At 67.5% G+C, this 13,534-nt stretch carries 12 protein-coding genes; 3 read left to right on the plus strand and 9 right to left on the minus strand.

Annotated features, from left to right (window positions below):
* Window positions 1–80 precede the first annotated feature (80 nt).
* Window positions 81–1,457 carry a deoxyribodipyrimidine photo-lyase gene (locus PJB24_RS12450; protein ID WP_273846351.1) on the plus strand — a complete coding sequence of 459 codons (1,377 nt, stop codon included), beginning with the start codon at window positions 81–83 and terminating at the stop codon, window positions 1,455–1,457.
* On the opposite strand, the gene PJB24_RS12455 is transcribed toward PJB24_RS12450, so the two are convergent.
* The 3 genes from PJB24_RS12455 to PJB24_RS12465 all read right to left on the minus strand — a co-directional run bounded on the left by PJB24_RS12455 (window position 1,454) and on the right by PJB24_RS12465 (window position 3,467).
* A complete protein-coding gene (locus PJB24_RS12455; protein ID WP_273846352.1) occupies window positions 1,454–1,936 on the minus strand; it encodes a hypothetical protein in 483 nt (160 codons plus the stop codon). The two genes, PJB24_RS12450 and PJB24_RS12455, sit on opposite strands and share 4 nt — an antisense overlap.
* Before the next feature lie 134 nt (window positions 1,937–2,070).
* Complete coding sequence (locus tag PJB24_RS12460; RefSeq protein ID WP_273846353.1) at window positions 2,071–2,616, minus strand: Fe-S-containing hydro-lyase; 546 nt, start codon at window positions 2,614–2,616, stop codon at window positions 2,071–2,073.
* An 8-nt stretch (window positions 2,617–2,624) separates the two neighbouring features.
* Window positions 2,625–3,467, minus strand: coding sequence for a fumarate hydratase (locus PJB24_RS12465; protein ID WP_273846354.1), 843 nt, complete (start codon window positions 3,465–3,467; stop codon window positions 2,625–2,627).
* Window positions 3,468–3,622: 155 nt separating this feature from the next.
* Between PJB24_RS12465 and pckA the strand changes: the two genes are divergently transcribed.
* Window positions 3,623–5,218, plus strand: a complete 1,596-nt coding sequence (gene pckA / locus PJB24_RS12470; protein ID WP_273846356.1) for a phosphoenolpyruvate carboxykinase (ATP) — start codon at window positions 3,623–3,625, stop codon at window positions 5,216–5,218.
* Here the strand turns inward: pckA and PJB24_RS12475 are convergent.
* From PJB24_RS12475 to PJB24_RS12500, 6 genes are all read right to left on the minus strand, one after another.
* Window positions 5,215–5,715: a VOC family protein gene (locus PJB24_RS12475; protein WP_273846357.1), complete on the minus strand. Its 501-nt coding sequence runs from the start codon at window positions 5,713–5,715 to the stop codon at window positions 5,215–5,217. The two genes, pckA and PJB24_RS12475, sit on opposite strands and share 4 nt — an antisense overlap.
* Before the next feature lie 73 nt (window positions 5,716–5,788).
* The gene (locus PJB24_RS12480) at window positions 5,789–6,394 is read right to left on the minus strand and encodes a hypothetical protein (RefSeq protein ID WP_273846358.1); all 606 of its coding nucleotides are present in this window, start codon (window positions 6,392–6,394) and stop codon (window positions 5,789–5,791) included.
* Between the two features lie 99 nt (window positions 6,395–6,493).
* A complete protein-coding gene (locus PJB24_RS12485; protein ID WP_273846397.1) occupies window positions 6,494–8,254 on the minus strand; it encodes an ABC transporter ATP-binding protein in 1,761 nt (586 codons plus the stop codon).
* Entirely contained in the window at window positions 8,254–10,008 is a 1,755-nt protein-coding gene (locus PJB24_RS12490) for an ABC transporter ATP-binding protein (protein WP_273846359.1), read from the minus strand. The genes PJB24_RS12485 and PJB24_RS12490 overlap by 1 nt, the downstream gene beginning before the upstream one ends.
* Before the next feature lie 112 nt (window positions 10,009–10,120).
* Window positions 10,121–11,029: a DMT family transporter gene (locus tag PJB24_RS12495; RefSeq protein ID WP_273846360.1), complete on the minus strand. Its 909-nt coding sequence runs from the start codon at window positions 11,027–11,029 to the stop codon at window positions 10,121–10,123.
* An 11-nt stretch (window positions 11,030–11,040) separates the two neighbouring features.
* On the minus strand, window positions 11,041–12,015 hold the full coding sequence (locus tag PJB24_RS12500; protein ID WP_273846361.1) for an aldo/keto reductase: 975 nt from the start codon (window positions 12,013–12,015) through the stop codon (window positions 11,041–11,043).
* A gap of 212 nt (window positions 12,016–12,227) precedes the next feature.
* Here PJB24_RS12500 and PJB24_RS12505 point away from each other — a divergent pair, with 212 nt between their 5' ends.
* On the plus strand, window positions 12,228–13,508 hold the full coding sequence (locus PJB24_RS12505; RefSeq protein ID WP_475852783.1) for a nickel pincer cofactor-dependent isomerase, group 22: 1,281 nt from the start codon (window positions 12,228–12,230) through the stop codon (window positions 13,506–13,508).
* The last annotated feature ends 26 nt before the right edge of the window (window positions 13,509–13,534 follow it).

Below are 13,534 nucleotides of genomic sequence, written 5' to 3' on the forward strand. Positions count from 1 at the left end.
GCCGCGGCTGTGTCCGCTCACCCAACACCCTCCCGCCGGGCTCCCTATTCTCCCCGTAGAGCGAGCCGCGGAGGTGTGAGATGTCGGGAGACGGGGTCCGGGAGGAACGTGTCCAACCCCTGAATGGTAAAGACGTGGTGCGGGGTGACTACGTCCTCTACTGGATGCAGCAGTCGCAGCGGGCGGAAGACAACCCCGCCCTGGAGTACGCCGTATCACGCGCCAACGCGCTGGATCTTCCTCTCCTCGTCGTCTTCGGCCTCACCGACGATTACCCGGAGGCCAACCTCCGCCACCACGCGTTCATGCTGGAGGGACTGCGGGAGACGCAGCGTGCCCTGGAAGAACGCGGGATAAAGATGCTCGTGCGGCGGGGATCGCCGAAGAAGGTGGCGCTCGAGGCCGCAAAAGACGCCGCGCTCGTCGTCTGCGACCGCGGGTACCTCCACCACCAGAGGCGCTGGCGCGAGGAGGTCGCCCGCGGGGCGCGGTGTGAGGTCGTACAGGTCGAGTCGGACGTTGTGGTCCCCATCGAGCTGGCTTCGGAGAAGCGGGAGACCGCCGCCCGGACGCTGCGCCCGAAGATAAAACACCACCTCGAGGACTTCCTTGTGCTGCCTGAGAAGCAGGAGGTGGAGCGGAGTTCGCTGGGCCTGAGGTGCAAAGGGCTCGACCTCACGGACGCAGAGGCGGTGCTCCGGGCGATGGACCTCGACCGGAGCGTTCCTCCCGTCGGGCACCTCTTCCGGGGTGGGACGAAGGAGGCAGGGCGGCTCCTGGAGAGGTTTCTGCGCGAGCACCTCTCCTCCTACGCCAGAAACCGCAACCAGCCTCACACGGACGACGTCTCGCACATGAGCAAATACCTGCACTTCGGGCAGATCTCTCCCGTCTACGTCGCACTGCGCGTCCTGGATTCTGGCGCCCCCGAAGAGGACGTCGCCGCCTTCCTCGAAGAACTCGTCGTGCGGCGCGAGCTGGCGATCAACTTCGTTTTCTACACCCCGGATTACCACCGCTACTCGAGCCTCCCGGAGTGGGCGAGGAGGACACTGGCGGAGCACAGGGATGATGAGCGCGAGCACATCTACACCCGCAGCCAGCTCGAGGACGCCGCCACACACGATCCGTACTGGAACGCGGCGATGAACGAGCTCCGTCATACGGGATACATGCACAACCACATGCGGATGTACTGGGGAAAGAAGATCCTGGAGTGGACCGGCACACCCGAGTACGCCTACAGGACGGCGCTCTACCTGAACAACAGGTACTTCCTCGATGGCCGCGACCCCAACTCCTACGCCAACGTCGGCTGGGTGTTCGGGCTGCACGACCGTGGCTGGCCCGAGAGGGAGATCTTCGGGAAGGTGCGCTACATGTCCGAGGGCGGCCTGCGGCGCAAGACCGACCCCGACGCCTACGTCCGGAAGGTCAGGGACCTCGTTCTCGGCTAGCTCGAAGACTGCGAGACCGAGAGGCTGCCGTTCCTGTAGGTGATCTCGAGCGTACCGTTCGGGGAGTTCATCCGCTGGGTGGTGTGGCTTCCGGGGGCATCGAAGGTGACCTCCAGGGTGCCGCCGGTGCTTTGCCGGTGGATCTGGCACTCAAGCTGTCGTCCGCCGGGTTCGTAGGTGTAGACGGCGGGCGTCTTGCCTTCGAAGGTCTCCGTCCTGCCCCCGACGGTGCAGCGTCCCGAGAACGCCACCCCCGGGGTTCCGGAGAGCCTCAGGGTCGCCTGCTGACCGCTGGTCCCACCCGTGGAGGAGCCCTGCCTTACAGAGGATGCTCCCGACGAGACGCCCGCGGTGAAACCGCCCGCGGTCCCCGCGGAGGCCGAGGTCCCGCCGGTGGAGGCCCCTCCACCGGCGGAGCAGCCCGCGAGCAGCGCGCTGAGCAGCAGTACCACGGCCGAAAGGATGCTCTCCGATCTCAATCTCCATCTCCCTGCGTCTCGAACCAGAGAGGCCGGGCCGGAAGGGAGGGGGGATGATGGGTGGCGGCCCGGCCTGCTCTGTCACAACTCTACGCACCGGGAGCCTTAGGGTTTCAACCCGCGCAACTTTTTCTTCAGCGCCTGCGCCACCGCTCCCGGCCCTCGCGGTAGAGGTCGCCGCCGTGGAGGTCGTTGATCACCACGGCGGGGAAGTCTTCGACGAGGAGGCGGCGGACCGCTTCGGCCCCGAGGTCTTCGTAGGCGACGACCTCCGCCTCCCTCACACACTTCGCCAGGAGCGCCGCCGTGCCCTCCACCGCCCCGAAGTACACGCAGCCGTGTCTGCGCATCGCCTCCACGACCTCCCGTGAGCGTACACCCTTGCCGACCATCCCGCGCAGGCCCCGCTCTATCAGCAGCGGCGCGTAGGGGTCCATCCGGGAGGCGGTCGTCGGCCCGGCGGGGCCTATCGGGTGGCCGGGCTTCGCCGGGGCCGGGCCGGTGTAGTAGATCACCTGTCCCTCCGGGTCGAACGGCAGGGGCTCTCCGCGCTCCAGCGCCTGTTTCATCCGGGCGTGGGCGGCGTCGCGGGCGGTGTAGAGCACCCCGTGCAGGCGCACCACGTCCCCCGAACGTAGCGGCTCGATATCCTCCCGCGAGAGCGGAATCCTGAGCTCCATCGTCCCACTCACAGCTCGAACGAGAGGGTCCGGTGTGAGTGGCAGTCCAGGTTCACCGCCACGGGGAAGGCGGCGATGTGGGTCGGTGCGCTCTCGATGTGCACCGCGATCGCGGTCTCGGTGCCGCCGTAGCCGGCAGGGCCTATTCCGGTCGCGTTGATCTCCTCGAGGATCTCGCGCTCCAGCCCTGCCATCGCCGGGTCCGGGTTCGGCTCGCCCGAGCGTCGGGTGAGCGCCTTCTTGGCCAGGAGCGCCGCGCGTTCGAACGGTCCCCCGATCCCCACCCCGACCGTCACCGGCGGGCTCGCGTTCGGCCCGGCCCGCTCGACCGTCTCCACCACGAAGCGCTTCATCCCCTCGACCCCCTCGGCCGGCGTAAGCATCCTGAGGGCGCTCATGTTGTCGCATCCGGCACCTTTTATCAGGACGGTGAAGCGGAGCGCCTCCCCCGGCACGATCTCGTAGTAGACGGTCGCCGGGGTGTTGTCGCCGGTGTTGATCCTCTCCACCGGGCTCTTCACGATCGACTTTCTCAGGTACCCCTCCCGGTAGCCCCTCCGGACGCCCTCGTCTATCGCCTCCGGGAGGCTCCCGCCGGTGAAGTGCACCTCCTGCCCGACCTCGACGAAGAAGACCGCATACCCGGTGTCCTGACAGAAGGCGACCCGCTCCTCCCGGGCCACCCGCGCGTTCTCGAGCAGCTTCTCGAGCACCTCGCGGCCCTGGGGCGAGCGCTCCCGCTCGAGCGCCCGGCGCAGCGCCGCCAGGTGATCCACCCCGAGCGAGACGTTCGCCTCGATGCAGGCGTCGCGCACCGCGGCGGTCACCTCCTCGACCCTTACCTCGCGCAAAGCTCTCCCTCCTCGCAGAGAAGTGAACCCGTTTACCACCGGCCGGTCTTGCGCGCGAGCCGGCGGAGTATGCCAAATGTTAAACTTCCTGGGCAGGTCTTTGCGCTTCCGCAGAGGATGTGGGGCGCACTCAGAGGGTGAGAGGGAGAGCATCTATGGACATGCTGGTACGCAAGGCGACGCTCGAACGCTTCGGGGTCGAGAAACCCGGGACGCTGCACGAGAACCTGCCCCCCGCGCGGCTCATCGAGGCCGCCGTGAGGAGGCGCGAGGGGATGCTTTCCGGTTCGGGGGCCCTGGTCGCGAAGACCGGCAAGCGTACCGGGCGTTCGCCGAAGGACAAGTTCATCGTGCGCGACGAGAACACCGAGTCGCGGGTGGCGTGGGGACCGAACCAGCCCTTCGACCCCGAGGACTTCGAGCGGCTGCTCAAGAAGGCCGCGGCGTACGTGGACGGGCTGGAGGAGGTCTGGATCGCCGACGTCTACGCCGGCGCCGACCCCCGCTACCGCCTCAACGTGCAGGTGATAGCCGAGCAGGCCTGGCAGGCTCTCTTCGCCTACCAGCTCTTCCGCCGGCCGGCGCTCGAAGAGCTCGACGACTTCGAGCCCGACTGGACGGTCATCTCGCTCCCCGGGTTCCTCGCCGAACCCGAGGAGGACGGCACCAACTCCGAGACCTTCGTCGGGCTGGATTTCACCCGCAGGGTCGTCCTGATCCTCGGTACCGGCTACGCCGGGGAGATCAAGAAGAGCATCTTCAGCGTCCTCAACTACGTCCTGCCGGTCGAGCACGGGGTCCTGCCGATGCACTGCTCGGCGAACATGGGCGACGAGGGGGACGTGGCGCTCTTCTTCGGCCTCTCCGGGACCGGCAAGACCACCCTCTCCGCCGACCCCGAGCGGCACCTCATCGGCGACGACGAGCACGGCTGGTCCGACCGGGGGATCTTCAACTTCGAGGGCGGCTGCTACGCCAAGACCATAGACCTCTCCCCCGAGAAGGAACCCCAGATCTTCGGCGCGATACGCTTCGGAACCATCCTGGAGAACGTCGTCGTGGACCGCAGGACCCGCAGGGAGGACTACTCTGACGCCTCGATCACCGAGAACACCCGCGCCGCCTACCCGCTCGAGTACATAGAAGGTGTCGTCCCGGACGGGATGGGCGGACACCCGAAGGCCATCCTCTTCCTGACGGCCGACGCCTTCGGCGTCCTCCCCCCGATAAGCATCCTCTCCCCGGAGCAGGCCGCCTACTACTTCCTCAGCGGCTACACCGCCAAGCTCGCCGGGACCGAGGCGGACATGGAGTCCGAGGTCGAGGCAACCTTCTCCGAGTGCTTCGGTGCTCCCTTCCTGCCGCTCCCGGCGACGACCTACGCCGAGATGCTCTCCGGCAGGATCAGAGAACACGGCTCGCGCTGCTACCTGGTCAACACCGGCTGGTCCGGCGGGCCCTACGGGGTCGGAAGCCGCGTCGAGCTCGCCTACACCCGCAGGATGGTCCGCGCCGCGGTCTCCGGGGAGCTCGATAACGTCTCCACCCACACCCATCCGGTCTTCGGGCTGGAGGTGCCGGAGCGGGTGCCGGACGTGCCCGCCTCGATCCTGGACCCGCGCGAGACCTGGGCCGACAAAGAGGCCTACGACCGGCAGGCGAAGAAGCTCGCCACGCTCTTCGAGAAGAACTTCGAGAAGTTCGGCGAGGCTGTCCCCAGCGAAGTGCGCGAGGCAGGCCCCAGGGCCTAGCCGGTCACCGGGGACTCCAGCTCGGCGAGGAGCCCGTCGAAGTCCAGGGGCCGCCTGGTGAAGGTGGGCCTCCCGCCGAGCCTCGGCCATTCTCCCGGATCCCGGTCCCAGGCGAGCTCGATGCCGTTGTGGTCGGGGTCGTGGAGGTAGATGGCCTCGTGGGTGCCGTGGTCCGAGGCCCCGTCGATCGGCCAGCCGGCATCCAGAAGCCGCTTCAGGGCCCGGGCCAGGTCCCTGCGCTCCGGATAGTTTATGGCGAAGTGGTAGAGCCCCGTGGAACCGGGTGGGGGTGGTGAGCCGCCCCTGCTCTCCCAGACGTTGAGCCCGATGTGGTGGTGGTAGCCGCCCGCCGACAGAAACGCCGCTGCCTCCCCGAAGCGTGTCACCAGTTCGAAGCCTAGCAGGTCGCGGTAAAAGCCGATGGCACGCTCGAGGTCGGAGACCTTGAGGTGTACGTGACCGATCCTGGTCCCCGCGGGGATGGATTCGTGGTTCATGGCCGGCTCCTTCCCGTTATCTGGACTACAGTCCATTATATTCCGGGAACGTTCGAGGTTACCGGAAGAGCACTCAACGGCGGCGGGATAGAGGAACCAGAGAGTTCATCTCGGCCAGGAGCTTGTCTCCGTTGTCTGGTCGGTAGACACCTGCACCGTTCGAGGCCATCAGGCATCCGGAGAGTCTGATGTCTACGATGACCGTCCTTGAGCCTCCGGGGTATGAAAAGGCGGCGAGCGCCGTGTCGGGCCTGCGCTCCGCCGGGCACGAGAGGGACTGGTTTTTCTCTACCGGAGCGAAGGAGTCGAGGAGTCTCTGCAGGTGTTCGATCTCGCCCTGTGAGCTGGTCGCCATGGAGCTCGCCAGGGGAGGAGGGACCGGCTTGTGATCCTGTTCAGGAGGTGCCACCACGTAGCGGCAGACCCTGAGATGGTTGGCTCCAGGCGGCACCAGCTCCTTGGATATACCGGGGCCTTTGTTCTCAACCGCTTTCGCTCCGCTTACTACCGCTATCGGTACGGACTTCGGACACCTCTTATCCATCGCGAGCCTGATGTCGGTCAGAGAGGGTTTGGTCGCGCTGCGGTGAGCGGATGGGGTGCGTACCGGCGAGCAGGAGAGCACCAGGAGGGCCACGGTCATAAATCCAGTCAGCGCGCAAAACAACCACCTGGACATCTCCCGACTTCCATTCGATGGTCCCGGGCTACGGTGATTTTTGTAACACCTCATACCCGGAACGTCTCGCCCTGCAGGCTGCGGGCTGCGCCGGGGATCTCAGGCGGCGGCGAACTGGGATTCGTAGAGCCGGCGATAGGCGGAGGGGCGGGAGACGAGCTCCTCGTGGGTGCCCTGCTCCACGACGCGTCCGTCGCTCACGACGATGATCCTGTCGGCCCCGCGCACGGTTGAGAGCCGGTGGGCTATGACGACCGAGGTACGCCCGGCGAGGAGCCTCTCGAGGGCTCTCTCGATGCGGGCCTCGGTCGCCAGATCCACGCTCGAGGTCGCCTCGTCCAGGAGCAGGATGCGCGGGTTCGCCAGAAGCGCCCGGGCGAAGGCGATGAGCTGGCGCTCGCCGACCGAGAGCCTGCCGCCGCGCTCGCGCACCTCTGTCTCGTAGCCCTCCGGGAAGGCGCGGATGAAGTCGTCTGCTCCCACGGCCTTCGCCGCCGCGACGACCTCCGCGTGGGTGGCGTCCGGGCGTCCGTAGCGGATGTTCTCCTCGATGGTGCCGGTGAACAGGAACGTGTCCTGCAGGACAACGCCCATGTGCGAGCGCAGCGAGGAACCGCGGATCTTTCGCAGATCGGTGCCGTCTATGCACACCGTCCCCGAGGTCGGGTCGTAGAGGCGGGAGAGGAGCTTGGCTATCGTGCTCTTGCCGGCGCCGGTCTCGCCGACGATCGCGAGCGTCTCGCCGGGTTCGATGCGGAAGCTCACGTCTTTGAGCACCGGTTCGCCGTCCGGGTAGGAGAAGCTCACGCGGTCGAACTCCACCCGCCCCTCCAGACGTACGATCTCCCTCGCCTCTGGGCTGTCCGCGCGGTCCGGCTCGGTGTCGAGCACCGAGAAGACCTTCTCGAGCGAGGCCATCGTGCTCTGCAGGTCCGAGTAGAGCTGCGAGAGACCCTGGATGGGCTGGAAGAACATGTTGATGAGCCCGATGAACGCGACCAGGTGCCCGACGGTCATCGCGCCGGAGATCACCCGGAAGCCGCCGTAGAGCAGGACTATCGCGAGCGCGAGGGCGCCCATGAGCTCCACGGCCGGGAAGTAGACCGAGGAGAGCCGGGTCGAGCGGACGTTGGCCCGGCGGTAGGCCAGGTTCCTGGGTTCGAAGTCGGCGAGGGCGCGCCGCTCCCGGGTGAACGCCTGCACGACGCGCATCCCGGAGACGTTCTCCTGCAGGAAGGCCGCGACCTCGGCTATCGCCTCGCGGGCCCGGCGGAACGCCTGCATGCTCGAGCGGCGGTAGAAGATGGTTGCCGTGGCCATGAGCGGGCTTATGGACATCACGGCGAGCGCGAGCCTCCAGTCCAGGATGAAGGTCGCGACCAGCACACCCACGAGGGTGAGGGTGTTCTTGATCAGGTTCTGCACCCCGTCGTTGAGGAGGTTGGTGAAGTTCTCGATGTCGTTGGTGAGCCGCGAGATGATCCAGCCGGCCCGCTGTTCGGAGAAGTACTGCAGCGAGAGCGACTGCAGGTGTCCGAAGAGCGTGTTCCTGAGGTCGAGGATGACGTGCTGGCCGACCCAGCCCATCCCGTAGGTCTGCACGTATCCCATCGCCCACGAGGCGGCGCTCACCCCCAGGTAGAGGGCGGCCGTCGCGTAGATCACGCCCATGCTGGCATGCCCGCTCTTGGCCCCGAGTCCGTAGTCTATCGCGTAGCCGACGATGAGCGGCCCGGCGAGGTCTGCCCCGGCCGAGAGCGCGGTGATGGACGCGAGCGCGAGGAGACGCCCCTTGTAGGGCCGGGCGAAGGCGAGCAGCCGGAAGAGCGGGAAGCCGAGCAGGTAGCGCTTCAGCCTCATCACGCCGAGGCCCTCTCCGCGTCGGAGCCGTACATCCTCGCGTAGATCCCGCCCCGTCCGAGCAGCTCCTCGTGCGTTCCGCTCTCGGCGATGCGCCCGCCCTCTACGACGAGTATCCGGTCGGCGAGCAGGATCGTCGAGAGCCGGTGGGCGACGACGAACGTCGTCAGCCCCGCCGCCTCCCTCAAGGTGTCGCGCAGGGCCTCCTGGATCTGACGCTCCGTCTCGGCGTCCACGCTCGAGGTGGCATCGTCCAGGATGAGGATGCGCGGGTGCCTGACGAGCGCGCGGGCTATCGCGACGCGCTGCTTCTGGCCGCCGGAGAGCGTGATGCCCCACTCCCCGACCCGGGTGTCGTAGCCTTCGGGGAAGCGGGAGATCTGGTCGTGCACCCCGGCCGCCTTCGCGGCGGCCACGATCTCTTCGTCGGTCGCCTCCGGGTTGCCGAAGGCGATGTTCTCCCGCACGCTCTCGGAGAACAGGAACGTCTCCTGCGGCACGATCCCGACGGCCCGCCGCAGCTCCGTGAGGTCGAGCTTCCTCACGTCGATCCCGCCGACGAGGACCTCGCCCTCCCCGGGGTCGTAGAAGCGGGGGATGAGCGAGAGTAGCGTGCTCTTGCCCGCGCCCGTGGCCCCGACGAGCGCGACAGTCTCGCCCGGCTCGACCTTCAGATCGACCCCGCGCAGCACGGGGGTGCCGCCGGCGTAGGAGAAGCCGACGTCGTGCATCTCGACGGAGAGCGGTCCGCTCTCGGGCAGGGGCCTGGGATGCTCAGGGCTCTCTATCTCCGGCGTGACGTCGAGCACCTCGAAGACCCGCTCCGAGGCGGCGAGCGCCCGCTGGCCCTGGTCCACGACCATCCCGAAGCTCTGCATCGGGGAGACGAGCTGCATCAGGAATAGCTGGAAGAGGACGAAGTCCCCTAAAGATATGCTGCCCGCGGCGTACGCGCGTCCGCCGAAGAAGATCAGGAGCACTATCGAGACCGCGGGCAGGAAGCTCATCCCCGGGATGTAGAAGGCCCGCAATCCTCTCGCGGCCATCGTCTCGCTGAAGACGCCCTCCGCCCGCTCGCCGAAGCGTTCCCGCTCGAAGGGCTCGCGGGCGAAGCTCTTGACCACCCGGATGCCGGAGACGTTCTCCTGCACGGCCGCGGTCACGCCGGCGAGGCGCCGCTGCACGGAGCGGAAGATCGGATGCACCCGGCTCGCGAACCGCCAGGCCGCGAGCGCCAGGACCGGCATCGGGAGCAGCACCACCGCGGCGAGGGCGGGCTTGAGGTAGAAGAGCACCGACGCCACCACGACCAGCGTGATCGCGCTGATGAAAAGCTGGAACATGCCCCAGCCGACGAAGAACCTTATGACGCGCAGGTCGTTGGTGGCCCGGGAGACGAGCTCCCCGGTCGGGGCGCGATCGTAGAGGCCGTGCGAGAAGCCGACCATCTTCTCGAAGAGCGCCCGCCGCATGCGGTACTCGACCGCGTGCCCGACGTAGTTCGTCGAGTACCTCCGGGTGCCGTTGAAGAGGAAGCGCAGGACGGCGAGCGCCACGAGCTCCCCGGCCAGCTTCCAGAGCGCCCCCGGATCGCCGTTCCCGGAGCCGTGCGGCAGTGCCCGGTCTATCCCGACCTTGACCAGCCACGAGATGGCGAGCGTGCTCACCGTGTAGCCGACCGCGCAGAAGATCCCGAGGAGCAGGAGCAACCTGAGACCCCGGGTGAACGACATCAGCCTGAAGAACGTCTTCAAAAACGCCGCCTCTTTATGACAGACCCAAAATCTGCGCCCCTGGCGCCACGAGGGACGCCTTTGCGATCAAAACAAATACAAGTCTATACCCTGTGGCGGCGGGTACAACCTGTTATCCGGACCCGCCCTTCTGTCCGCCCTGCGGGGTGCGGTTGACCAGGTAGATGCCGATCATGATCAGGAGCGCCCCCACGACGAGCGTGGCGGTGAAGGGCTCGCCGAGGAAGATCACGCCGATCGCGACCGAGGTGAGCGGGACGACGAAGATGTACGCCGAGGCCCGGCTGGCCTCCCCCGCGCTCACCAGCCCGAGCCAGAGTATCCAGGCGAGCGTTATCGCGGCGAGCGAGATGAAGAGCAGGCTCCACCAGAACTCGCCCGAGGACCACCGGATGGCCCCCCACGACTCGGTGAGGCTCCCGACCACCGTGAGGCCGACCCCGCCGAAGAGGAACGAGAGCGCGATGAACCACAGCGTCGAGACCACGCCCTGCACCCGCTTGAAGTACACCGTGCCGATGGACCAGCTGATCCCTCCGATCACCCCGGCGAGGAGCCCGGGGAGCTCGAAGTGCCCTCCGAGATCCCCGAAGCTCACCGCCACCACCCCGAGGAAGCCGAGCACGAGCCCGACGACTTTCGCCACGCCGAGCGATTCCCCGAGGAAGAAGGCCGCGAGCAGCCCGGTGACGATCGGCTGCAGGTAGACCAGCACCGCCGCGAGCCCGGAGGGGAGATCCAGCACCGCTATCGTCTGCAGCCCGACGAAGAGCCCGGAGTTGAAGACGCCCGAGATGACGTAGGTGTGCCAGACCCCACGCAGCTTCGGACGTCCGTCCCAGATGGCCGCGATAACGGCCAGCCCGAAACCTCCGAGCAGCACCCTTATCCCGGCGAAGAGCAATGGAGGGGCGTCCCGCAGCCCGATCTTGACGAAGGGGAACGAGGCCCCCCAGATGAGCGCCAGCGCGACGAAAGCGAGCGCTGCGTTTCTGGGGGAGGAGAGGAGCCTGTCGTTCAACCGTCTCTCTCCTACATCCCCTCCGGGGCGGGTCCGCCGACCGGGACCGCACCCCGCATGATCCTGTCTATCTCCCGCAGCTCCTCTTCGGAGAGGTCTATCCCGGCCGCCGGTGCAGTCCCTTTGATGTGATCCGGCCTCCTGGCCCCGACTATCGCGGCGTCGACAGCCGGGTTGGCGAGCGTCCAGGCCACGGCGAGCTGCGGGAGGGTGTAGCCCCGCTCGCCGGCGAAGCGCTTGAGCTCTTCCACCTTCTCGAGGTTCTTCTCGAAGGCCTCTCCCTGGAACATCGGGCTCTTCGAGCGCCAGTCGTCCTCCGGGAAGCGCGTCTGCTTCGTCATCCTTCCGGAGAGCAGCCCGTGGGCGAGCGGTCCATAGACCAGCACCCCGACCCCGTGCCCGGCACAGTAGGGGAGGATGCGCTCCTCGATCTCGCGCCGGAAGAGGTGATAGGGCGGCTGCAGCGCGTCCAGCTTCCTTACCTTCTCGAAGGCTGCCATCTGCTCCTCGTCGAAGTTGGAGACGCCGACGTAGCGGATCTTGCCCTCCCTGACCATCTCATCCAGCGCCCCGGCGCTCTCCTCGACGGGGACGTCGGGGTCGGGCCAGTGGAGCTGGTAGAGGTCGACGTAGTCCGTGCCGAGGAAGCGCAGCGAGTCCTCGACACCCTTGCGCAGCCAGCCCGGGCTCGCATCCCTCAGGAGCCTGTCCCCCTCCATCCTGAGCCCGCCCTTGGTGGCGAGGACGATCTCCTCGCGTCGGCTCTTCAGTTCCGGGGCGAGGGCCTCCCCGAGCAGCCGCTCCGCTTCTCCGAACCCGTAGGCCTGCGCGGTGTCGAAGAAGTTTACGCCGAGGTCGAGCGCCCGGCGGATGGCGGACTCTATCCCGTCCTTCTGCGGGGCACCCCAGTCCCCTCCGGCCTGCCAGGTCCCGAAGGCGACCCTGGAGACTTTCAGGTCTGTCTTTCCAAAACGCGTGTATCTCATCGAAATACCTCCTCGAAACGACTCTCTTCGAACGCGGGTAACCCTTCCCGCAAACGCAAAAAGGCAAACGGGCTTCCCCGTTCCAGGTAGAGTCTACAACCCTCGTGGCCGGAGGACGACCTCGGAGACGCCAACCAGACGGCTCCTTGGTGCTGGACCTTGCTCTGCTGCTATCCTTCTCCGAGAGAGATGTGTTCGTGGGGGTGAGAGGCATGCAGAGGACCGTCCACGGCGAGATGGAGGAGTTGCTCTCGCGGGTCGAGCCGCCGCGGGTCGCGCTCGTCGAACAGGAGCTCGAGAGCCCGCCCGCCATAAGGGACGTCCGGTCCGCGGTGCGGGAGGCTCTCGGGGAGGTGGAGCTCCCGAGGGGTTCGGTCGCGGTCGGCGTCGGCAGCCGGGGTGTGGGGCGTGTGGCGGAGGTCGCCTCCGCGCTCGTCGAGGCGCTCAAAGACGCCGGGGCCGATCCCTTCATCGTGCCTGCGATGGGGAGCCACGGGGCCTCCACCGCCGAGGGGCAGGCGGAGGTGTTGCGGCATCTGGGGGTGAGCGAAGAGCGGGTCGGGTGCCCGATCCGGGCGACGATGGAGGCCGTCGAGGTGGGGAGGACCCCCGCGGGAGTCCCGGTCTACATGGACCGATACGCCTTCGAGGCCGATGCGGTCGTGGTCATCAACCGCGTGAAGCCGCACACCGCCTTCCGCGGGGAGGTGGAGAGCGGGCCGACCAAGATGCTCGCGATCGGGCTCGGCAAGCAGAAGGGGGCGCACGCGGTGCACGCCGCCGGCTGGGAGTACATACACCGCACCATCCCCGAGGCCGCCCGCGTCGCCATCGATGCCGGCAGGGTCGCCTTCGGGCTCGCCGTGCTCGAGAACGCCGACGAGGAGCCCTGCCGTATCGTCGCGATCCCGGCGGAGGAGCTCCCCGAGAGGGAGATCCCGCTTCTTAAGGAGGCGAAGAGAAACCTCCCGCGGATACCCTTCTCCGAGATCGACGTGCTCGTCGTGGACGAGATCGGCAAGAACGTCTCGGGTGACGGGGCCGACCCGAACGTCACCGGACGCTACCCGACACCCTACGCCTCCGGCGGCCCATCCGTGGAGCGGATGGTCTTCCTCTCGCTCACCGGGGAGACCGGCGGCAACGCCAACGGCGTCGGGATGGCCGACGTCGTCACCCGGCGTCTCGAGGAGCAGATGGACCGCGAGGCCACCTACATGAACGCCCTCACCTCCACCACCCCGGCGCCCGTGCGGCTGCCGATGGTCATGCCGAACGACCGGCTCGCGGTCGCCGCCGCCCTCGAGATGTGCGCCGGGGTCCGACCGGAGGAGGCCCGCCTCGTACGGATAACGAACACCCTCCGGCTGCACCGGATGTGGGTCTCGGAAGCGCTGCTCGACGAGGTGAGAGAGAATCCCCGGTTGCACCTCGTCGAGGGACCCGTCCCCATGCGCTTCGACGGGGATGGGAACCTCGAGGGGGTGGACTGACCGCCTCCGAAGGAGTATCTTTTCTG

The sequence above is a fragment of the Rubrobacter calidifluminis genome (assembly GCF_028617075.1).
In the GTDB taxonomy this organism is placed as follows: domain Bacteria; phylum Actinomycetota; class Rubrobacteria; order Rubrobacterales; family Rubrobacteraceae; genus Rubrobacter_E; species Rubrobacter_E calidifluminis.

Coding starts and splice junctions, on each gene's coding strand:
- PJB24_RS12450 (WP_273846351.1), top strand. CDS start 81: ATGTCGGGAGACGGGGTCCGGGAGGAACGTGTCCAACCCCTGAATGGT.
- PJB24_RS12460 (WP_273846353.1), bottom strand. CDS start 2,616: ATGGAGCTCAGGATTCCGCTCTCGCGGGAGGATATCGAGCCGCTACGT.
- pckA (WP_273846356.1), top strand. CDS start 3,623: ATGGACATGCTGGTACGCAAGGCGACGCTCGAACGCTTCGGGGTCGAG.
- PJB24_RS12475 (WP_273846357.1), bottom strand. CDS start 5,715: ATGAACCACGAATCCATCCCCGCGGGGACCAGGATCGGTCACGTACAC.
- PJB24_RS12480 (WP_273846358.1), bottom strand. CDS start 6,394: ATGTCCAGGTGGTTGTTTTGCGCGCTGACTGGATTTATGACCGTGGCC.
- PJB24_RS12485 (WP_273846397.1), bottom strand. CDS start 8,254: ATGAGGCTGAAGCGCTACCTGCTCGGCTTCCCGCTCTTCCGGCTGCTC.
- PJB24_RS12500 (WP_273846361.1), bottom strand. CDS start 12,015: ATGAGATACACGCGTTTTGGAAAGACAGACCTGAAAGTCTCCAGGGTC.
- PJB24_RS12505 (WP_475852783.1), top strand. CDS start 12,228: ATGCAGAGGACCGTCCACGGCGAGATGGAGGAGTTGCTCTCGCGGGTC.